Raw genomic sequence first — 21,013 nt, 5'->3', positions numbered from 1 at the left:
CACCGACCCGCTAAATCCGCCTGCCCGAACCGAGCAGATAGACCTCGGCACTCCGTCCACGCGAGGCTTGCGGCTTGCGGACGACAACCGAACGGAACACGTCTTCCATCTGCTTGCGAAAGGCGTCGAAACCCTGCCCCTGGAAAACCTTGACCAGGAAACGTCCCGACGGCCCCAGGTGCTGGTTGGCAAAATCCAGCGCCAACTCTGCCAAGTAGATCGAACGGGCTTGATCGCTGGTCGGAATACCCGAGATATTGGGGGCGATGTCCGACATCACAAGATCAACCTGCCGGCCATCGAGCAGGGCCTCGAAGCGCTCAACGAACTCGGCGTCGTGGAAGTCGCCCTGCATGAAATGGACACCGTTGATCGGTTCGATCGGCAGCAGATCGAGCGCAAACACCTTGCCCCCTTGGCCGACGCGAGAAACCGCGACCTGACTCCAAGACCCTGGCGCCGCACCCAGATCGACGACGACCATGCCGGGACGGATCAACTTGTCCTTGTCGTCGATCTCCATCAACTTGTAGGCCGCGCGCGCGCGCAGGCCTTCGGACTTGGCGCGCTGAACGAACGGATCGTTCACGTGTTCCATCATCCATGATTTGCTGGTCTTGGTACGCTTCATCGCGGTACAATTACGCCCTTTTTTCAAAGAGTTGGAGAAAATCCAACTTCTGTACAAACGTGCCCACCATCGAGTCCAAGACCGTGACTGAACTCACTCCCGCCGAGCGCCGGGCCTTTCGTGCCCAGGCCCACCACCTGCACCCTGTCGTCAGCGTCGCCAGCAACGGCCTGACGCCCGCGGTCCTCAAGGAAATCGACCACGCACTTCAGGCCCATGAACTGATCAAGATCCGGGTGTATGGCGAGGATCGCAATGAACGCGACCTGATCATGGCAACCGTCTGCGCCGAACTCGGCGCCGCCTCGGTTCAGCATATCGGCAAGACGCTAGTCGTCTGGCGCGAAAAGCGCGAAGAAGAATCCACGTCCGCCGCGCCGGCCGAAAAGCTGAAAAAGCCGGGTTCCAAGGCCAAGTCGGCCAAGGCGCTGTCCGCGCGTCGCGGCATTGCCTCGCTCAACCCCAAATCCCAGAAGAAGCCCCACTGGTTTGCCGCCAAGCCCAAGAGCCCGCGCGGCGATTTCGAGCGCTGAGCGAAACAGCTGCCGCGGTCAGCGCAGACCGCGGCCTTGCAGCGCCACCAGCAGCAGGCCAAGCACGCTCTGAATCAGATAGACGATGCTGGAGACGCCATGCCAGGCCACGAAACGGTCGCGCATGGCACTTTCCATCACCTCGCGCGGAAACGAATCCGCCTTGAGTTGCGCAAGGATGGGCTGAATGCCGAAATAGCCGGCCACCGTCAGGAGGAGCATCACGAAAACCAGCCAGAAAACGCTGTTCCGGAATGCCCCGCTATCCTTTCGCAGCGCCACGAACACCAGCAGATAAGCTGCCGACGCCATCCCGAGCCACGCCACATAGGTAAATAGCTGACCCGCCAGCTTGCCCGCCAATGCGCGATCATCCAGCAGACGAAACAAGGTGGGCGCGGCCAGATAGCCGATCGCCCACAATGCGCCCACCCAGAGGGTGATTACGATGGCGTAAAGGTGCTCGGCGAAACGATGCATTCCGGCAACGGCCCTGTCAGACGTAACGTACGTCGATCAGCTCGAGTTCGCGCACGCCTTTGGGGGCCTGCACCTCGGCGACATCACCGGCGAACTTGCCGATCAGCGCGCGGGCGATCGGCGAACTGATCGCGATCTTGCCTTCCTTGATGTCAGCCTCGTCGTCACCGACGATCTGGTATGTCACGGTATCGCCCGTCTCCAGATCCTCGAGCTCGACCGTCGCGCCGAACACGCAACGGCCATCGGCATCGAGCAGCTTGGGATCAATGATCTGCGCGTTCGACAGCTTGCCCTCGACCTCGCGAATCCGCCCCTCGATAAAGCCCTGACGCTCCTTGGCTGCATCGTACTCGGCGTTTTCCGATAGATCCCCGTGGGAGCGCGCCTCGGCGATCGCCGCAATCACGTTGGGGCGATCGACGGTTTTCAGGCGGTGCAGCTCCTGCTTCAGCTTCTCGGCACCATTCACGGTGAGCGGAACCTTGTTCATGCCTTGGTCAGCTCCCCGTGGAGGGCCTGCAGCGAATAAGCCTCGAGGCCGGACAGATGACGCATGCCCATGCAGGCCGCGCGAGCACCCTCGATGGTGGTGTAGACGGTCACCTTGGCAGCCAGCGCGCTGGTACGGATCGATCGTGAGTCCGCCACCGCCTGGCGCTTTTCCTCGACGGTGTTGATGACGAGGCTGATCTCGTTGTTCTTGATCATGTCCACGATGTGCGGACGGCCTTCATTCACCTTATTAACCTCGGAGACCGCAAGGCCGGCACCGGCGATCGCCGATGCGGTGCCACGGGTGGCGACGACGGTGAAACCCAGGTCGATCAGCTCGCGTGCCACTTCGATAGCCTTCGGCCGATCGGCATGCTTCACGCTGATGAAGGCCTTGCCGGAAGTCGGCAGGCGCACACCGGCGCCGAGCTGGCTCTTGACGAAGGCCTCGGCGAAGGTGCGACCAACCCCCATGACTTCGCCGGTGGATTTCATTTCCGGCCCGAGAATCGTATCCACGCCCGGGAACTTGACGAACGGGAAGACCGCTTCCTTGACGGAATAATACGGCGGCACGACCTCCCCGGCCACGCCCTGATCGTCGAGACTACGACCCGCCATGCAGCGGGCAGCGATCTTGGCGAGCGGCAGGCTACAGGCCTTGGAGACGAACGGCACGGTACGGGATGCACGCGGGTTCACTTCGAGGACATAGACGATCGCATCGTCGCCCTGGCCCTGGATCGCAAACTGGACGTTCATCAGGCCGCACACGTTGAGGGCGCGGGCCATCGCTTCGGTCTGGCGGCGCAGCTCGTCCTGCAGTTTGGCCGACAGGCTGTAAGGCGGCAGGGAACAGGCCGAATCGCCAGAGTGCACGCCGGCCTGTTCGATGTGCTCCATGATGCCGCCGATCATCACGCGCTTGCCGTCGGACAGGGCATCCACGTCCACTTCGATGGCGTCGTTCAGGAAGCGGTCGAGCAGCACAGGAGAATCGTTGGAAACCTTGACGGCCTCGCGCATGTAGCGTTCGAGATCCTTCTGCTCGTGGACGATTTCCATCGCCCGGCCGCCCAGCACGTAGCTCGGGCGGACGACCAGCGGATAGCCGATCTCGGCGGCCAGGCGCACGGCATCTTCCGGCGTGCGGGCGGTACGATTGGGCGGTTGCTTGAGGCCCAGCTCGTGCAACAGCTTCTGGAAACGCTCGCGATCTTCGGCGGCGTCGATCATGTCCGGGCTGGTGCCGATGATGGGCACGCCGTTGGCTTCCAGCTCGCGGGCACGCTTCAGCGGGGTTTGGCCGCCAAACTGCACGATGACGCCGACCGGCTTCTCGACGGCGACGATTTCGAGGATGTCCTCGAGGGTCAGCGGTTCAAAGTACAGACGGTCGGACGTATCGTAGTCGGTGGAGACGGTCTCCGGATTGCAATTGACCATGATGGTCTCGTAGCCGTCTTCGCGCATCGCCATGGCGGCGTGGACGCAGCAGTAGTCGAACTCGATCCCCTGGCCAATGCGGTTCGGGCCACCGCCGAGAACCATGATCTTCTTCTTGTCGCTCGGCTGCGCCTCGCATTCGTCCTCGTAGGAGGAGTAGAGGTAGGCGGTCGCGGTGGCGAACTCGGCGGCGCAGGTGTCGACGCGCTTGAACACAGGGCGCACGCCGACGCTGTGGCGATGCAGGCGAACCGCGGTCTCGTCGGTACCGAGCAACTTGGCGAGGCGACGGTCGGCGAAGCCCTTGCGCTTGAGATCGCGCAGTTCGGCGGCGGAGATGCCTTTCAGGGACCGGCCGGCGAGGGACTTTTCGGTGAGGACGATGTCCTCGATCTGGATCAGGAACCAGGGATCGATGCGGGTCAGCGCTTGCACCTGCTCGAGGCTCATGCCCTCGCGGAAGGCCTGACCAACATACCAGATGCGCTGGGCACCCGGGTCGCCCAGCTCGCGCTCAAGGTCGTCGCGATCGGCTTCGATCTCGTCGAGGCCGTAGGCACCGGTCTCGAGGCCGCGCAGGGCTTTCTGGAAGGATTCCTGGAAGGTGCGCCCCATCGCCATGACCTCGCCGACCGACTTCATCTGGGTGGTCAGGCGGTCGTTGGCCATCGGGAACTTCTCGAAGGCGAAACGCGGAATCTTGGTGACGACGTAGTCGATCGACGGCTCGAAGGACGCCGGGGTCGCGCCACCGGTGATGTCGTTCTTCAGTTCATCGAGGGTGAAACCCACCGCCAGCTTGGCAGCGACCTTGGCGATCGGGAAGCCGGTGGCCTTGGACGCCAGCGCCGACGAGCGCGACACGCGGGGGTTCATCTCGATGACGATCATCCGACCGTCCTTCGGGTTGATCGCGAACTGGACGTTGGAGCCGCCGGTATCGACGCCGATCTCGCGCAACACCGCGATCGAGGCGTTACGGAGGATCTGGTATTCCTTGTCGGTCAACGTCTGGGCGGGCGCAACGGTGATCGAGTCGCCGGTATGCACACCCATCGGGTCGAGGTTTTCGATGGAGCAGACGATGATGCAGTTGTCGGCCTTGTCCCGGACGACCTCCATCTCGTACTCCTTCCAACCGATCAGCGACTCTTCGATGAGCAGCTCGTTGGTCGGACTGGCTTCGAGACCGCGCTTGCAGATTTCGGCGAACTCTTCGCTGTTGTAGGCGATGCCGCCACCGGTGCCGCCCAGCGTGAAGGACGGGCGGATGATGACCGGGAAGCCGATGTCGGCCTGCACCTGCAGCGCCTCTTCCATGCTGTGGGCAATGCCGGAGCGGGCGGAACCGAGACCGATCTTGGTCATCGCGTCCTTGAACTTCAGGCGATCCTCGGCCTTGTCGATGGCCTCTTCCTTGGCACCGATCAGTTCGACGTTGTATTTGGCGAGCACGCCGTGCTTGGCGAGATCGAGGGCGCAGTTGAGCGCGGTCTGGCCGCCCATGGTCGGCAGCACCGCATCCGGACGTTCCTTCTCGATGATGCGCTCGACGACCTGCCAGGTGATCGGCTCGATGTAGGTGACGTCGGCCGTTTCCGGGTCGGTCATGATCGTGGCCGGATTGGAGTTCACCAGCACGACCTTGTAGCCCTCCTCGCGCAGGGCCTTGCAGGCCTGGGCGCCGGAGTAGTCGAATTCACAGGCCTGGCCGATGATGATCGGGCCGGCGCCAATGATGAGGATGGTCTTGATGTCTGTACGTTTTGGCATGGTTCTTCAGCGACTGGATTGCGGATGGCCTGGGAGTGGCGCGCAACGGCGCGCCGGCAGGGCGATCGGCCTCAGCCCTTCGCCTCCATCAGCGAAATGAATCGATCGAACAGGTAGGCCACGTCGTGGGGGCCGGGGCTGGCTTCCGGGTGACCCTGGAACGAGAACGCCGGCACGTCGGTGCGGGCCATCCCTTGCAGGCTGCCGTCGAACAGCGAGACGTGGGTCACGCGCAGATTGGCTGGCAGCGAGGCGATGTCGGCGGCGAACCCGTGGTTCTGGCTGGTGATCAGCACCTGACCGGAGTCGAGGTCCTTGACCGGGTGATTGGCACCGTGGTGGCCGAACTTCATCTTCATCGTCTTGGCGCCGGAGGCCAGGGCCAGCAGCTGGTGGCCGAGACAGATGCCGAAGGTCGGGATGCCCTTCGCCAGGATTTCCTGGATCGCCTTGATCGCGTAGTCGCAGGGCTCCGGATCGCCGGGGCCGTTGGACAGAAAGACACCGTCCGGATTGAGCGCCAGCACATCGGCGGCAGGCGTCTGGGCGGGCACGACGGTCAGGCGGCAGCCGCGCTCGGCCAACATGCGCAGGATGTTGCGCTTGACGCCGTAGTCGTAGGCAACGACATGGAAACGAGGGTTCTCGGCGGCAACGTAGCCCTTGTCGAGTTGCCACTCGCCCTCGCTCCAAGGATAGGTCTCGGTGGCCGAGACAACCTTTGCGAGATCCATGCCGGCGAGGCCGGGGAATCCGCGCGCCTGAGCCAGCGCAGCCTCGACGTTCAATTCGGCAGCCGTGGCGGCGGTGACGATGCAACCGGCCTGGGCTCCCTTTTCACGCAGGATGCGGGTCAGCTTGCGGGTATCGATGCCGGCGATGGCGACGATGTTCTCGGTCTTGAGGTAGGCATCGAGCGACTGCTCGCTGCGCCAGTTGGACGCCACCAGCGGCAGATCGCGGATCACCAGGCCGGCGGCGTGGACCTTGCCGGCCTCGCAGTCTTCGCGGTTGATACCGGTATTGCCGATGTGCGGATAGGTGAGCGTGACGATCTGGCGGCAGTAGCTCGGGTCGGTGAGGATTTCCTGATATCCCGACATGGAGGTGTTGAAGACCACCTCGCCAACCGTCGAACCTAGCGCCCCGATACCCTTACCGTAAAACACCGTCCCGTCGGCAAGAGCAAGAATGGCGGGCGGGAAAGCAGACACGGCGAACTCCTCGAAATCTTGTGATTGGGCGGCAGACATGTGTAGTGGCTACACATGAAAAACGGGATCAGCCGCTGTGGCTATCCCGCTGAGAAACTTTCTAATTATAGCCCGGAGCGGGCCTTTCGGGCAAACGTGAGAACAGGAAAACTGACAGGACGCTGACACGTCAGGCCGTTCGCCGCGCCCGGCGCAGGACGCCCGCGAGGTTTCCGAGCTCGGTCATGAGGATCGGCAGCTCTCGCTTGACCGTCGGCCCGTCGCTGTCCTTGGCCGCACCTTCGAGACGCTGGGCCGCCGCCGCCGCCGCGCCGGCGTTGAAAACGCCCGCCGAGCCCTTCATCGAGTGGGCAAGGCTGCGAATCTTGGCGTAGTCGCCGTCGCGGTGGGCTTCCTCGAGGGCCTTGCGATTGCGCTCGAGATCGGCAAAGAAGATGCTGATGAGCTGCTGCAGGGCACCCTCGTCGCCGTCGAGCAGCTCGCGGGTGGCACCCAGATCGGCGATCTCCGCGTCGCCGCCGACGTCGACGCAACCCTTCTCGGCGCTGTCGGGCTCGTCTTCCGAGATACTGAGATCGCCCATCACGCGATCGATCACCGCGTGCAGTTCGACCGGCTTGATGGGCTTCGCGATGTAATCGTCCATGCCTGCCGCGAGACAGCGGTCGCGATCGCCCTGCATGGCGTGGGCGGTCATCGCGACGATCGGCGTGGACGTCCACTGGGAGCCGGCTGCCCAGCTGCGCCGGGCTTCGCGGCTGCGGATCGCCTGGGTGGCCTCCAGACCGCCCATCACCGGCATCTGGACGTCCATCAGAATGAGATCGAAGCGCTCCTTGTCGAAGTAGTCGAGCGCCTCCTGACCGTTGCCAGCGACGGTAATCTTGTGACCGACCTTCTCCAGCATCTTGACCGCGACCGTCTGATTGACCGGGTTATCCTCCACGAGCAGGATCTTCAACCGCTGCGGCGCGCGACTGACCGGCGGCGCATAGGCCTGGGTCTGCGCCGGATCGAAGGCGACCATGCGATCCTCGTCCACCGTCTCGCCCTGCAGGCTGAGCGCCAGCGCATCCAGCAGGTCGGCCTGGGAGAACGGCTTGATGAGCCGGGCGCCTACCTTCAGGTTTTCGCACTTCACGGTGTCGATGCGCTGGGTATTGGCGTCGAGCATCATCACCACCCGGTCGAGCCTCGGCCAGCCCTTGATGAGCGATTCGGCAAGGGCATAACCGCCGGGCGCCGGCATCGCGGCATCCATGAGCAGCCAGTCGAAGGGCTCGTTCGCCTTGTGGGCCGCGGCCAGCAGCTCTTCGACCGCCTCCCCCGTACCGCCTTCGGTCACGTCGAGGCCGACGGTCGCCAATTGGCGACCGACGCACTGACGCAGCGCGGCGTTGCGACCGGCCACGAGCACCTTGCGCCCGCTGAAATCTTGCCGCGGCTGCGGCCGCGCCTGACCGACACCGACACACACCGTGAAGCGGAAGGTGCTGCCGACACCCGGCGCGCTGTCGAGGGCGATCGCGCCCCCCATCAGCTCGACGATGCGCCGGCTGATCGCCAGCCCGAGCCCGGTGCCACCATACTTCCGGGTCGTCGATTCGTCAGCCTGGGAGAACGCACCGAACACCAGATCCTGCTTGTCCGGCTCGATGCCGATACCGGAATCGCGCACCGAGAATTCGAGCGTGAGGACCCCCGCGTCTTCCCCCATGAAGCGCACGCGCACCTCGACTTCGCCGGCCTCGGTAAACTTGATCGCGTTGCCGACCAGGTTGGTCAGCACCTGGCGCAACCGGGTCGGGTCGCCGACCAGCACCGAGGGCACTTCCGGCGCCACGTCGTAGAAGCACTCGAGCCCCTTCTGATAGGCCCGCAGCGCGAGGGACTTCATCATGTCGCCGAGCAACCCCGGCAGCGAGAAGCTGACCCGCTCCAGGGTCAGGTGGCCCGCCTCGATCTTGGAGAAATCGAGGACGTCGTTGATGATCCGCAACAACGAGTCGGCCGAGCTCTTGACGGTCTGGAGGTATTCGCGCTGCTCGATGTCGAGCTGGGTGTCGAGCATCAGCTCCGTCATGCCGATGATCCCGTTCATCGGCGTGCGGATTTCGTGACTCATGTTGGCGAGAAAATCGCTCTTCGCGCGATTGGCGGCCTCGGCCTGCTCCTTGGCATGGAGCAGTTCGAGCTCGGCGCCCTTGGCGTGCGTCACGTCGCGGTAGGTGCCGACCATGCGGGTCCAGCGCCCGTCTTCGCCACGATTCGAGGCGCGGCCACGCACCTGCACCCAGCGCCAGCCGCCGGACCGATGCTGGACCCGGAACTGGGTCTCGAAATGATCGAACTCGCCACGCAGGTGGACGATCACGTGATAGCGGGCGGCCTCGATGTCGTCGGGATGAATCAGCGGACGCCAGTCCGCGTCGGGCTCGCAGCGATCGAGCAGCTCGCGCCAGTGCCCGTCGGTGACGATCCGGCCGGTGACGAGATCCCAGTCCCACAGCCCACCTTCGGTGTTCTGCATCGCCAGGTCGAGGCGTTCGCTGGAGGCCTTGAAGTTGCGCAGCGCCTCGTCACGGGCATCGAGCACGTCGCGCAACACGTCGATGGACTCGGGCACCGACAACGCCGAGACCGCGCGGTCAATTTCCAGGCGCCCGCCGGCGACGCTGTCCGCCAGAAAGGCACGCAAGGCTCGACCGAGTTCGGCGTCGGAGGGCGCGGGATCGACTTCAGGACAGGTCACTTCGGCAACAGGGATCGGAGTCGTCAATCAACAAGAAAGCGCACCGCATCAGCCGGCGCGCCTATCCGGGAACTGCTACCACCGATAACGGCATACCGTCGCCATCCTTGAGCCCGACGGTTGCTGCTGCCGCGCCCGGGCTACTTGAGCCCGAGGACATCCTGCATGTCGAAGAGGCCGGACTTGCGCCCGGCGATGAAACGCGCCGCCCGCAGGCTGCCGGACGCGTACGGCATGCGGCTGCTGCTCTTGTGGGTGATCTCGATGCGCTCGCCGATGCCGGCGAAGAGCACCGTGTGATCGCCCACGATGTCGCCGCCGCGAATCGTCGAGAAACCGATGGTCTGGCTGTCGCGCTCGCCGGTGACACCCTCGCGGCCGTAGATCGCGCAGGTTTCAAGATCGCGCCCGAGCACCTTTGCAACCACCTCGCCCATGCGCAGGGCGGTACCCGACGGCGCATCGACCTTCATCCGGTGATGGGCCTCGATGACTTCGACATCGTAGCCCTCGTCCAGGATGCGGGCCGCCACTTCGAGCAGCTTGAACACCGCATTCACGCCGATCGCCATGTTCGGCGCCAGGACCACGGGAATGTGCTCGGCCGCCGCGGCGATCGCCGCCTTGTCCTCCGGCGACAGGCCGGTGGTGCCGATCACCATGCCGCAGCCGGCCGCGCGGGCCAGACCGAGGTGATGAAGCGTGCCTTCCGGGCGGGTGAAGTCGATCAGGCAATCGGCGCCGGCGAGCCCCGCCGCCACGTCGGCGGTGATCGTCACGCCGCCAGGCAGGCCGACCAGCTCGCCGGCGTCCTTGCCGATGAAGGGGCTGCCGGGCTGCTCGAAGGCCGCCACGAGCTCGGCGTCGCTGGCTTTGATGACGGTTTCGAGAAGCATCCGGCCCATGCGCCCGGACGCACCGGCAATCGCGATACGAACTTTATTCATGAGTGCACCGATAGGAAATCAGAATGAAGAGGACGGGCCGCGCCTCAGCGGGCGTCGTCCGCGGCTTCGCCCGGCCGGACGTCGCCTTCGACACGGGCCAGCCGGTCGTCGGCAAAGATCACGGCGAGACGCCGCTCCTGGGTATCGGCCCCCTTCCCGGGGCGGAAGCGATAGACGTAATCCCAGCGATCGGCGTGAAAGACGTCGGTGAGCAGGGGCGTGCCGAGCACGAAGCGCACCTGGTCGCGGGTCATGCCCGGCTTGAGCTGGGCGACCATCTCCTGGGTCACGTAATTGCCCTGGCGGATGTCGATCCGGTAAGGCTTCACGAAATCGCTTACCGCGGTGGCGGAGCAGCCGGACAGGGCCGCGCCCATCGCGGTCAACAGGGCGAAAGAAGACAGTTTGCGCATGGCGTTTCGAGGAACGGACGGGAATCGCGGCCGGGACGCCGCATTCTCAACGAGGGACAGAAACTATATCATATGGGGCTTGCCGGGCTCCCGGCCGTCTCCTCCAGTTTTTTGGAGCCTCCATGTCCAGCAACTCCCAGAACCTCAAGAACATTGGCCTCAAGGCCACCTTTCCGCGGCTCAAGATCCTCGACCTGTTCCAGAAAGTCGAAAACCGCCACCTGACCGCCGAGGATGTCTACCGCCTGCTCATCGCGGAAGACATGGACATCGGCCTCGCCACCGTCTATCGCGTCCTGACCCAGTTCGAGCAGGCCGGCCTGCTCGAGCGACACTACTTCGAATCGGGCAAGGCGGTGTTCGAGCTCAACGAAGGCAACCACCACGACCACCTGGTCTGCATGCAATGCGGCCACGTCGAGGAGTTCTTCGACCCCGCCATCGAGGAACGCCAGAACCGCGTTGCCGAAGAGCGCGGTTTCAGCGTCCGCGAACACGCGCTCTATCTTTACGTCGACTGCAAGAAGACCGACTGCCCCCACAAGCCCACCGCGGGCCACCCCGGCGACACCACCACGCGCTGAGCGCTCACCGCCTCCGCCCGCCCGACACCTCTTTTCCGGCCCTCCGGCCGCCCTGCACCAGTGGAAGCCTTCCTCACCTCGACCGCCCTCGTCGCCCTGGCTGAAATCGGCGACAAGACCCAACTGCTGTCCTTCGTCCTCGCCGCACGACTGCGCAAACCGTGGGCGATCATCGCCGGCATTTTCGTCGCGACGATTCTCAACCACGCCCTTGCCGGCTCGGTGGGCGTGTGGCTGGCCCAGTACATTCCGGAACGCTGGCTGCCGTGGATCGTCGGCGCGGTGTTCATCGCCTTCGGCCTGTGGACCTTGAAGCCCGACACCCTCGACGACGACGAGGCGCCTGCCGAGGTACATCCCGCGGGCGCCTTCGTCACCACCACGATCGCGTTCTTCATCGCCGAGATGGGCGACAAGACCCAGCTCGCCACCGTTGCCCTGGCCGCGCGTTTCGACGCCCTGGCCTGGGTGGTGCTCGGAACGACCGTCGGCATGATGATCGCCAACGTCCCGGCGGTACTGCTCGGCGAAGGCCTGGCCCGCCGCCTGCCGCTGGAAAAGATCCGCTGGATTGCCGCCGGCGTGTTCGTGCTCACCGGCGTGGTGACGATGGCCGGCGCCGCCAGCCTGGGCTGAGCGAGCGCCTGCTCAGCCCTTAAGACCGAGCATCTCCGCAGCGTGGCTGCGGGTGGTGTCGGTGATGTTCACCCCGCCCAGCATTCGGGCGATTTCCTCGATCCGCGCGGCGTCGTCCAGCGGTGTGACCCGTGACAGCGTCTCGCCGTCGCGCGTTTCCTTGGCGATGGACCACTGCCAGTTGGCCTGCGCGGCCACCTGGGGCAGGTGAGTCACGCACAACACCTGACGATCCTCGCCCAGTTGGCGCAGCAGGCGGCCGACGATTTCGGCCACCCGCCCGCCGATGCCCACGTCCACCTCGTCGAAGATCAGCGTCGGCGTCGCCGCGTTGCGGCTGGTGATGACCTGGATCGCCAGCCCGATGCGCGACAGCTCGCCGCCCGACGCCACCCGCGCCAACGGACGCAGGGGCTGGCTGGCATTGGCGGTGACGAGGAACTCGACGCCCTCCAGCCCGCTCGCGCTCCCCTCATCGGCAGGGCGCAGGGCGATCTCGAACTTGGCCCCTCCCATCGCCAGCGACTGCATCGCCTCGGTCACCGCAGCGGACAATGCAGCCGCGACCTCGCGGCGATCGTCGGACAGGGGCTGGGCCAGCGCCAGGAAGGCCTCGCGGGCGGCGGCCTCCTCGCGCGCCAATGCCGCCGGATCGGACTGACGCACCAGCCGCTCGAGCCGTCCGGCGCTCTCGGCCAGCACGTCGGGCAGACCTTCCGGCGCCACCCGATACTTGCGTGCGGCGACGGTGATGGCCTGGATGCGCTGATCGATCTCGGCCAGCCGGCTCGGATCGAGATCGAGGCGGTCGCGGTAGCGGCGCATGGCGTGGAGCGCCTCGTCGAGCTGGATGCCGGCGCCCCCGAGGAGCTCCTGCACATCGGCGAGCTGCGCGTCGTGGCGGGCCATGTCGGCCACACGGACGAGCAGCCTTTCGAGCTGGCCGACCAGGGCGTAGTCGCCGTCGGCGAGGCCATCGAGCACCTCGGCGCTACCTTCGATGAGGCTCGCAGCGTGGGCGAGGCGAGCCTGCTCCTGATTGAGGGCCAGCCACTCGTCCGCATCGAAGGCCAGTTCGCGCAACTCGCTCACCTGCCAGCCGAGCAGTTCGCGCTCGCGCTCGGTGGACGACGCGCCCTCCTCCGCCGCTTCGCGGGCGCGGCGCAGGGCCGACCAGGCGCGCCACGCCTCCGCGACCTCGGCGGCGCGCACCGTCAGACCACCGTGGGCGTCCACCAGCGCAAGCTGGGCATCGGTGCGCAGCAAGGCGTGATGGGCGTGCTGGCCGTGGATGTCGGCAAGCCACTCGCCAGCCGCGCGCAGCTGCGCCAGCACGACCGGCGAACCGTTGATCCAGGCGCGCGACCGGCCGCCACCCTCGATGACCCGGCGCAACAGCAGCGCCCCCTCGTCGCCGACCTCGATACCCTGCTCCGCCAGCCAGGCTCGCAGCGGGCCGTCGGCGGGCAGATCGAACTCGGCGACGATCTCGGCGCGGGCCTGGCCGCTGCGCACCACGCCCGCCTCGGCCTTGCCACCGAGGGCGAGCCCGAGGGCATCCAGGAGAATCGACTTGCCGGCACCGGTTTCGCCGGTCAGGGCACCGAAGCCCGGCGCGAACTCAAGTTCGAGCCGATCGACGATCACGAAATCGCGAATGGAAAGATGACGCAGCATGACTAAAACGAATGGAAGCACCCCGGCGTTCAGCCGTGGCGGGGCGTCGAGCTCCAATGCAGCTTCTCGCGCAGCATCGCGAAGTAGCTGTAGCCCTTGGGGTGGAGAAGGCGGACCCGGTGCGGCGAGCGGGTGATCCGCACGGTGTCGCCGGCGCGAGTGTCGTAGCGGGTCTGGCCGTCGAAGTGGACGCGGGAATCATGGGGCGGCAGCAGCACGATCTCGATGCAGCAGCTGTCGGGCAGGGTGATCGGGCGGGCGGTGAGGGCGTGCGGACACATCGGCACCAGCGCGATGCCTTCCACGCTCGGGTGGAGGATCGGACCGTTGGCGGACAGCGCGTAAGCCGTCGAGCCGGTGGGCGTCGAGACGATCATGCCGTCGGAGCGCTGGGTGTAGACGAACTCGCCGTCGATGCGCAGGTCGAATTCGATCATGCGGCCCAGTTCGCCCTTGTTCACCACCACGTCGTTCAGGGCCAGGGTGTGGAACACGCGCTGTCCGGCGCGCAGCACCTCGGCGTCGAGCAGGATGCGGCTTTCCTCGGTGTAGTCGCCCTGCAGGATCTCGCCGACCTTCTCGAGCGCGACCTCGCGGGAGATGTCGGTCAGGAAGCCCAGCCGACCCTGGTTGACCCCGGCGAGCGGCACGTCGTAGGCCGCGAGCCGGCAGGCGCTGTTGAGCAGCGTGCCATCGCCGCCGAGCACCACGGCAAGATCGGCGTTGCCACCGATTTCCTCGTAGCTGGCGACGCTGAAACCGGCCGTCAGCCCGGTCGAACTGGCAGTCCCCTGCTCGATCAGGACGTTCAGGCCGAGATGGCGCAAATAATTGGCCAGCCGAAGCACGGCATCGGCCACTTCGGGGCTCTGATATTTACCGATCAGCGCAATGGTCTTGAACTCGCAGGTCATGCATTGATTAAACCACACATTCTGTGGCGTGCTCATGCTTCTCATGACCCGCCGGCTTCTCTTAGAATCGCCGGGAATCATCGAAATCGCAGCCATGACCAGCCTCGACCAACGCTCGCAAATCCTCCTCAAGACCCTGGTGGAGCACTATATCGCCGACGGCCAGCCGGTCGGGTCGCGGGCGCTGTCGCGCTTCTCGGGCCTGCAACTGTCGCCGGCCACGGTGCGCAACGTCATGTCGGACCTGGAGGAGCTCGGCTTCATCACCAGCCCGCACACCTCCGCCGGCCGCATTCCCACGTCGCTCGGCTATCGTTTCTTCGTGGACAGCCTGCTCACCGTGCAGCCTCTGGGCGTCGGCCAGCTGCAGGAGCTCAAGGGCCAGATCCAGCCCGGCGAGCCCCAGCGCGTGCTGAACGCCGCCTCGCAGCTGCTGTCGGGCCTCACTCATTTCGCCGGCGTCGTCGTCTCGCCCAAGCAGGACGGCCTGAAGATCCGCCAGATCGAGTTCGTCAGCCTGTCCGAGACGCGCATCCTGCTGATCCTCGTCACCACCGCCGGCGACGTGCAGAACCGCATCCTATTCACCAAGCGCGCCTACAGCCCGTCGGAGCTGGTCACCGCCGCCAACTACCTCAACCAGCACTTCGCCGGGCTCGCCTTCAGCGAGATCCGTCACCGCCTGCAGGACGAACTCAAGCAGCTGCGCTCCGACATGACCGAGCTGATGAGCGCCGCCGTCGAGGCAGGGAGCGAAGCCCTCGAGGAAACCCGCAGCACCTACGTGATCTCCGGCGAAACCAATCTGCTCGACGCCGAGGATTTGTCGTCGAACATGGCCCGCCTGCGCGACCTGTTCAAGCTCTTCGAACAAAAGACCGGGCTGATGCAGCTCCTCGACATCTCGAACCGCGCCCAGGGCGTGCAGATCTTCATTGGCGGCGAGAGCGGCCTCAGCCCGCTCGACGACTGCAGCGTCGTCACCGCGCCTTACGAAGTCGACGGGCAACTGGTCGGTTCCGTCGGCGTCATCGGCCCCACCCGCATGGCCTACGAACGGGTCATCCCGATCGTCGACGTCACCGCCCGCCTGCTCACCAACGCCCTCTCCGGGCAAAACTGAAACTCCTACCCAAAGGCACCCGATGAACCGATTCTGGCAAGAGCCAGCGTATTCCCATGGTCAGGCGCCGCGAACCGGCCTCCTGCTGGTCAATCTCGGCACGCCTGCCGCTCCCACCGCCGCCGCGCTGCGCCCCTACCTGCGCGAATTCCTGTCCGATCCCCGGGTGGTCGAAATCCCCCGCGCGATCTGGTGGCCGATCCTCCACGGCATCATCCTGCGCACGCGCCCTGCCAAGTCCGCCGCCAAGTACGCCAGCGTGTGGACGCCGGACGGCTCGCCCCTCAAGGTGCACACCGAAAAGCAGGCCAAACTGGTGGCCGGCTTCTTCGCCCACGCGGGTGATCGGGATCTGGTCGTCAGATGGGCGATGCGCTACGGCCAGCCGTCGATCCGCAGCCAGCTCGACGCGATGCGCGCCGAAGGTTGCACGCGCATCCTCGTCGTGCCGTTGTATCCCCAGTACGCCGCCAGCACCACCGCCACCGTGATCGACGAGGTCGCCAACTGCCTGCGCCACTGGCGCAACCTGCCGGAAGTGCGCTTCGTGCGCAGCTTTGCCGATCACCCTGGCTACATCGACGCCCTGGCCGCATCGGTACGCGAGCACTGGCAGCGCAACGGCCAGGCCGAGCGCCTGGTCCTGAGCTTCCACGGCACGCCGCGGCGCTCCCTCGACCTGGGCGACCCCTATCACTGCGAGTGCATGAAAACCGCCCGCCTGCTCGGCGACGCCCTCAAGCTGCCGCGCGAACGCCTCGTGGTGAGCTTCCAGTCGCGCTTCGGCAAGGCAGAGTGGCTGCAGCCCTACACCCAGCCAACCCTCGAGGACATGGCACGCAATGGCGTCGGATCGGTGGATGTGATGTGTCCGGGCTTCGTTTCGGACTGCCTCGAGACCCTCGAAGAGATCAACATGGAGTGCCGCGAAGCCTTCCTGCACGCCGGCGGCAAGCGCTACGAATACATTCCGTGCCTCAACGAGCGGGACGACTGGATCCACGCCCTGGTAGCGGTCAGCCGGCGCGAACTCGGCAACTGGCTTCCCATACCACCGGTCGACGCCGAAGCCCTCACCCGCCAGGCCAGCCGCGCCCGCGACCTGGGCGCGGGTCGTTGAGCCGGCCAATTCGATCACTGGAGAAAAAGATGAAACTGATCCTGCGCTGGATCCTCAACGCAGTGGCGCTGATGCTGATCCCCGAACTGGTGACGAAGGTGCAGGTGGACAGCTACACCGCCGCGCTGGTCAGTGCCGTGCTGCTGGGCTTCGTGAATGCGATCATCCGGCCACTGCTGGTGCTGATCACGCTGCCCATCACGATCCTGACCCTCGGGCTGTTCACGCTGGTGATCAATGCCCTGATGTTCTGGGCCGTCTCCGGGCTGGTACAGGGCTTCGTCGTGCCCGACTTCGCGACGGCCTTCTGGGGCGCGCTGCTCTACAGCCTGCTCACCTGGATGGTCGGCCTCGCCCTGGCGGACAAGGACTGACCATCCGACCGGCGCCGCTCAGTGGGCGCCGGTGGCCGGCGCCGACGGCGTGCTGCGGCGGCGGGTAGCCTTGCGCCGCACCGCGCCCGGATCGAAGGCTCCAACCAGCTTTCCCAGCGCCGAAGAACGGGCGTCCATCGCCATCTGGAAGGCGCCCTCCTCGCCGTATTTCTTCACCGAAAACTTGACCCGCTTGCGGCGCCCGTCCGGCAGCGGCCACGAAGCCACCCAGAACCAGCGCTGCTTCTCCTCCGGTAGATCACGGGTCTCGGAGGCGCAGTAGCGGCACACGCCAACCACGCCCGAGCGGTTGTTCTTCTTGACGATGTTGGAGTATTCCTGCATCGACAGGGGCGGATGGGCGGCAATGATCTCGTCCCGGTACTCCTTCGCGGCCGCGAAGGAGCGCTGCTTGCCGCCGAACACCCCATCACTGAAGTGCTTGCGGTAGATCACTCCGCGACGCTGAATGGTCACCAGCCAACCGTGGGTGCGGCTGGTTTCGTTATCCACCCGACTGATTCCATAAGTGCTACCTCGGCTCACAAGCCACCTCCTCAAGATTTCGCGACGACATCGCGTCTCAGGAGGGAATTTCGGCTTCACCCGGCGGAACTTTAGATGTCCAGATCACAAAGCACCGACCGGCCCACCCCTTGAAAGCAAGACAGGGCACCCCATCTACTCGGCAACACCTTCATCACGCCGGACATTCACCGATGAGCGACACCCTTCTCGTCCCCTGCCCCCACTGCCAGGCCCTCAACCGGGTGCCGGCCGACAAAATCCATGACAACGGCACCTGCGGACGCTGCAAGCAGACGCTATTCACCGGCGCGCCGCTGACACTGACGGCGGCGAACTTCGCCGCCCACGCGGAACGAGGCGATCTGCCTTTGCTGGTGGATTTCTGGGCACCGTGGTGCGGCCCGTGCCGGAGCATGGCGCCGGCGTTCAATGCCGCTGCGGCACAACTGGAACCGCGGCTGCGCCTGGGCAAGGTGAATACCGAAGAGGAACAAGGATTGGCAGCGCGCTTCGGGATTCGCAGCATTCCGACGCTGATCCTGTTCAGGCAGGGTCGGGAAATCGCCCGTCAATCGGGCGCGATGGGCGCGGACGACATCCGTCGCTGGGTGCTCGGCCAGCTCGGCTGACGATCACGGGTCGCCCGCCACGGCCGGCGGGAGGGGAAATCAGCTATCCACCAGCTGGAGCTCCATCCCCAGGCCGCTGGCGGTGATGCGCTCGGCCGGCGCGCCGGACTTGGCCAGTTCGCGGTAGGCCGCTCCCAGCCGCCGCGACACCACCGTGACGAGCTGACTGCGAAAAGCGTCTCGGCACTCGTCGGTGGCCAGCGACAAGGCGGCCGGGTTGATTTCGAGATAGGTCGTGGCGGTGGTCGTCACCGCCGTGTGCATGTGCTTGTGGTCTTGTTCGTCCAGATAGGCCAGCTCGCCGAAGACCTCACCGCTCGACAGCTCGCAGACCCGGTGCCCCTCCACCGATACTTCGACGCGACCGTCGATGATGATGCCGAAACGCTGATCCGCATCGCCTTCGCGCAGCAGCAGGGTATTCGACTCAACCCTCCGCCAGCGGGAAATGCGCAGGATTTCCCAGATCTCCACGTCCTCGAACTCGGTGAAGAAGGTCATCTTGCGCAGCGTGGAATAGCGGCTGGTGTCCTCCTGCGCCGATGAATCGTCGAGGATCTTGTAGCGCACCGCCGACAGATCCTTGGCGAAATCGGCACCGTTCTTGTAGCGCGAATACAAGTCCTTCTCGAGCGCCTTGCGGATGACCTGGTCGAGCTGCTCGGGCAGCTCGGAGTTGATCTGCGAGACCAGCGGCGGCTCGGTATTGATGATCTTGTAGATGAGCTGGGCCGGATTTTTGGCGCGGAACGGCAGGCGGCCGGTCAGCATGTGAAAGAGCACGACCCCCAGCGAGAACAGGTCGGTCTTCTGGTTGAGCGGGTAGCCCTTGATCTGCTCCGGGCTCATGTAGGCCGGCGAGCCGGCGCCCATGATGAAGGTCGAATCGGCGGCGCTCTTCTTGTTGACGTTGAGGGCAAGACCGAAATCGGTGATCTTCACGTTGTCCTGGTCGTCGACCAGGATGTTGGCGGGTTTGATGTCGCGGTGCACCACCCCCTGACGGTAGGCGTAATCCAGGGCCATCGCACACTTGAAGATCATCCCGATGGTGCGGTGCAGCGGCAGCAGGCTCTGGAAGCTGCAATAGTGTTCCAGGGTCGTCCCCGGAAAATACTCCATGACGATGTAGGCGTAATCCTTGTCGACCGCGGTGTCGAAGATCTTGATGATGTTCGGGTGATCGAGGCGGCGCGACACGTCCATCTCGGCGCGCAGCAGCTTGAGCAGGCGGCGGTTCCACTTGGCTTCGTCCTTCGACTTGTCGTCGAAGCGGATCAGCTTGAGCGCCACGTTATCGGGGTATTGCGGATGCTCGGCCAGATACACCGTGGCCGTGGCACCGCGCCCAACCTCGCGGATCAGCTTGTACTTGCCGATTTTATCAGGAGCCTTTTCCATACCTGCTTTACGCGAAAGTGTCCGTAAAGATGACCGGAGCCGAGCCGGAACGCCGCGATTTTACACTTCATTTCAGCGCTTTCCCGCAACAACGGTGACAGCCTCTTGAAATCTTATTCTCCGCCCCCAGATAAGGCGAGTCAAAAAAAGGAGCCGTTACCCATGCAAGACCAAGACACGCCCAAGAGCCCCGAAAACACGGCCACGCCGGAGCTCGTGGAGAACGTCGGCAACAGCGCTGCCGCCGAGCAAGCTGTCGGCCCCGAGAGTGCGGCCGGCACCGACACCCTTCCCAGCCTCGCCGAGCAGCTGCGCCAGGCCGAACTGAAGGCCGCGGAGCACCACGACGCTTGGCTGCGCGCCAAGGCCGAGACCGAAAACGTGCGCCGCCGCGCCCAGGACGACATCGCCAAGGCCAGCAAGTTTGCCGCCGACAAGTTCGCCCAGTCGATGCTCCCGGTCAAGGACAGCCTCGAGGCCGCCCTCGCCACCGAAAACGCCACCCTCGAATCCTTCAAGCAGGGCGTCGAGCTCACGCTCAAGCAGCTGGTGTCGGCCTTCCAGAGCGCCAACGTCACCGAAGTCAGCCCCCTGGGCGAGAAATTCGACCCGAACAAGCACCAGGCCATCAGCGCCGTCGAGGCGGACGGCGAACCCAACACCGTGATCAACGTGCTGCAGAAGGGCTACCTGCTCAATGAGCGCGTGATGCGTCCGGCACTGGTCGTCGTCTCGAAAGCCAAACCGGCCGCTTGAAAGCCGTTGCGGCATCCCCATATTCGCTAACAAGCAGCGGGCCGGTCGGGCCGGTTCCGCCACCAAATCGAATTCAAATTTAAGGAAAACCTCATGGGCAAGATCATCGGCATCGACCTCGGCACCACCAACAGCTGCGTTTCCGTGATGGAAGGCGGCAAGCCGAAGGTCATCGAAAACTCCGAAGGTGCGCGCACCACCCCGTCCGTCGTCGCCTACGCCGACGATGGCGAGATCCTGTGCGGCGCCCCGGCCAAGCGCCAGGCCGTCACCAACGCACGCAACACCCTCTACGCGGTCAAACGCCTGATCGGCCGCCGCTTCGAGGAAAAGGAAGTCCAGAAGGATATCGACCTGATGCCCTTCACCATCACCAAGGCCGACAACGGCGACGCCTGGGTTGAAGTGCGCGGCAAGAAGATCGCCCCGCCGCAGGTTTCCGCCGAAGTGCTGCGCAAGATGAAGAAGACCGCCGAAGACTACCTCGGCGAAGAAGTCACCGAAGCGGTCATCACCGTGCCGGCCTACTTCAACGACAGCCAGCGCCAGGCCACCAAGGACGCCGGCCGCATCGCCGGCCTCGAAGT

General features: G+C 65.0%; 21 protein-coding genes. 9 read left to right on the top strand and 12 right to left on the bottom strand.

The features are described from left to right. Nucleotides 1–10 precede the first annotated feature (10 nt). Entirely contained in the window at nt 11–631 is a 621-nt protein-coding gene (locus ACE3P2_RS16815; RefSeq protein ID WP_374266563.1) for an RlmE family RNA methyltransferase, read from the bottom strand. A gap of 83 nt (nt 632–714) precedes the next feature. Between ACE3P2_RS16815 and yhbY the strand changes: the two genes are divergently transcribed. Continuing rightward, entirely contained in the window at nt 715–1,164 is a 450-nt protein-coding gene (yhbY, locus tag ACE3P2_RS16810) for a ribosome assembly RNA-binding protein YhbY (RefSeq protein WP_374266561.1), read from the top strand. Between the two features lie 18 nt (nt 1,165–1,182). Here yhbY and ACE3P2_RS16805 read toward each other — a convergent pair whose 3' ends face one another. The 7 genes from ACE3P2_RS16805 to ACE3P2_RS16775 all read right to left on the bottom strand — a co-directional run bounded on the left by ACE3P2_RS16805 (nt 1,183) and on the right by ACE3P2_RS16775 (nt 10,684). Then, nucleotides 1,183–1,644, bottom strand: a complete 462-nt coding sequence (locus ACE3P2_RS16805; RefSeq protein ID WP_374266559.1) for a DUF4149 domain-containing protein — start codon at nt 1,642–1,644, stop codon at nt 1,183–1,185. 16 nt (nt 1,645–1,660) lie between these two features. Next, nucleotides 1,661–2,137, bottom strand: coding sequence for a transcription elongation factor GreA (greA, locus tag ACE3P2_RS16800; protein ID WP_374266557.1), 477 nt, complete (start codon nt 2,135–2,137; stop codon nt 1,661–1,663). After that, nucleotides 2,134–5,358, bottom strand: a complete 3,225-nt coding sequence (gene carB, locus ACE3P2_RS16795) for a carbamoyl-phosphate synthase large subunit (protein ID WP_374266555.1) — start codon at nt 5,356–5,358, stop codon at nt 2,134–2,136. Before carB ends, greA begins: the two co-directional genes overlap by 4 nt. 71 nt (nt 5,359–5,429) lie before the next feature. Further along, complete coding sequence (carA, locus tag ACE3P2_RS16790) at nt 5,430–6,572, bottom strand: glutamine-hydrolyzing carbamoyl-phosphate synthase small subunit (protein ID WP_374266553.1); 1,143 nt, start codon at nt 6,570–6,572, stop codon at nt 5,430–5,432. 169 nt (nt 6,573–6,741) lie between these two features. Further along, on the bottom strand, nt 6,742–9,324 hold the full coding sequence (locus tag ACE3P2_RS16785) for a response regulator (RefSeq protein WP_374266551.1): 2,583 nt from the start codon (nt 9,322–9,324) through the stop codon (nt 6,742–6,744). Nucleotides 9,325–9,464: 140 nt separating this feature from the next. Then, nucleotides 9,465–10,271, bottom strand: a complete 807-nt coding sequence (dapB, locus tag ACE3P2_RS16780) for a 4-hydroxy-tetrahydrodipicolinate reductase (protein WP_374266549.1) — start codon at nt 10,269–10,271, stop codon at nt 9,465–9,467. A 44-nt stretch (nt 10,272–10,315) separates the two neighbouring features. Beyond that, a complete protein-coding gene (locus ACE3P2_RS16775; RefSeq protein ID WP_374266547.1) occupies nt 10,316–10,684 on the bottom strand; it encodes an outer membrane protein assembly factor BamE in 369 nt (122 codons plus the stop codon). A 122-nt stretch (nt 10,685–10,806) separates the two neighbouring features. Between ACE3P2_RS16775 and fur the strand changes: the two genes are divergently transcribed. Then, nucleotides 10,807–11,268: a ferric iron uptake transcriptional regulator gene (fur, locus tag ACE3P2_RS16770; protein ID WP_374266545.1), complete on the top strand. Its 462-nt coding sequence runs from the start codon at nt 10,807–10,809 to the stop codon at nt 11,266–11,268. A gap of 60 nt (nt 11,269–11,328) precedes the next feature. Then, nucleotides 11,329–11,904 (top strand): TMEM165/GDT1 family protein, encoded by a 576-nt coding sequence (locus ACE3P2_RS16765; RefSeq protein ID WP_374266543.1) that lies wholly within the window; start codon nt 11,329–11,331, stop codon nt 11,902–11,904. A gap of 12 nt (nt 11,905–11,916) precedes the next feature. Here ACE3P2_RS16765 and recN read toward each other — a convergent pair whose 3' ends face one another. Both recN and ACE3P2_RS16755 read right to left on the bottom strand, forming a co-directional pair. Further along, the gene (gene recN / locus ACE3P2_RS16760; protein ID WP_374266541.1) at nt 11,917–13,581 is read right to left on the bottom strand and encodes a DNA repair protein RecN; all 1,665 of its coding nucleotides are present in this window, start codon (nt 13,579–13,581) and stop codon (nt 11,917–11,919) included. Between the two features lie 29 nt (nt 13,582–13,610). Further along, nucleotides 13,611–14,495, bottom strand: coding sequence for an NAD kinase (locus tag ACE3P2_RS16755; protein WP_374266643.1), 885 nt, complete (start codon nt 14,493–14,495; stop codon nt 13,611–13,613). A 94-nt stretch (nt 14,496–14,589) separates the two neighbouring features. Here ACE3P2_RS16755 and hrcA point away from each other — a divergent pair, with 94 nt between their 5' ends. Genes hrcA through ACE3P2_RS16740 form a run of 3 tightly spaced genes read left to right on the top strand, consistent with a single transcriptional unit; the run spans nt 14,590 to nt 17,112 of the window. Continuing rightward, the gene (gene hrcA, locus ACE3P2_RS16750; RefSeq protein WP_374266539.1) at nt 14,590–15,618 is read left to right on the top strand and encodes a heat-inducible transcriptional repressor HrcA; all 1,029 of its coding nucleotides are present in this window, start codon (nt 14,590–14,592) and stop codon (nt 15,616–15,618) included. A 22-nt stretch (nt 15,619–15,640) separates the two neighbouring features. Further along, nucleotides 15,641–16,738: a ferrochelatase gene (hemH, locus tag ACE3P2_RS16745; RefSeq protein ID WP_374266537.1), complete on the top strand. Its 1,098-nt coding sequence runs from the start codon at nt 15,641–15,643 to the stop codon at nt 16,736–16,738. 29 nt (nt 16,739–16,767) lie between these two features. Continuing rightward, entirely contained in the window at nt 16,768–17,112 is a 345-nt protein-coding gene (locus ACE3P2_RS16740; protein ID WP_374266535.1) for a phage holin family protein, read from the top strand. An 18-nt stretch (nt 17,113–17,130) separates the two neighbouring features. Here the strand turns inward: ACE3P2_RS16740 and ACE3P2_RS16735 are convergent, their stop codons facing one another. After that, complete coding sequence (locus tag ACE3P2_RS16735; protein WP_374266533.1) at nt 17,131–17,625, bottom strand: AP2 domain-containing protein; 495 nt, start codon at nt 17,623–17,625, stop codon at nt 17,131–17,133. 206 nt (nt 17,626–17,831) lie between these two features. On the opposite strand from ACE3P2_RS16735, the gene trxC reads away from it, so the two are divergent. Continuing rightward, a complete protein-coding gene (trxC, locus tag ACE3P2_RS16730) occupies nt 17,832–18,269 on the top strand; it encodes a thioredoxin TrxC (RefSeq protein ID WP_374266531.1) in 438 nt (145 codons plus the stop codon). A 39-nt stretch (nt 18,270–18,308) separates the two neighbouring features. On the opposite strand, the gene ACE3P2_RS16725 is transcribed toward trxC, so the two are convergent. Then, a complete protein-coding gene (locus ACE3P2_RS16725; RefSeq protein ID WP_374266529.1) occupies nt 18,309–19,670 on the bottom strand; it encodes a serine/threonine-protein kinase in 1,362 nt (453 codons plus the stop codon). A 162-nt stretch (nt 19,671–19,832) separates the two neighbouring features. Between ACE3P2_RS16725 and grpE the strand changes: the two genes are divergently transcribed. Beyond that, nucleotides 19,833–20,426: a nucleotide exchange factor GrpE gene (grpE, locus tag ACE3P2_RS16720; protein WP_374266527.1), complete on the top strand. Its 594-nt coding sequence runs from the start codon at nt 19,833–19,835 to the stop codon at nt 20,424–20,426. A 93-nt stretch (nt 20,427–20,519) separates the two neighbouring features. Continuing rightward, on the top strand, nt 20,520–21,013 hold a 494-nt coding region (locus ACE3P2_RS16715; RefSeq protein ID WP_374266525.1), incomplete at its 3' end, for an Hsp70 family protein.

Source organism: Zoogloea sp. (assembly GCF_041911615.1).
GTDB lineage: Bacteria > Pseudomonadota > Gammaproteobacteria > Burkholderiales > Rhodocyclaceae > Zoogloea.
Note: the sequence above shows the minus strand (reverse complement) of the source record. Positions and strands in the feature narration are given on the sequence as shown.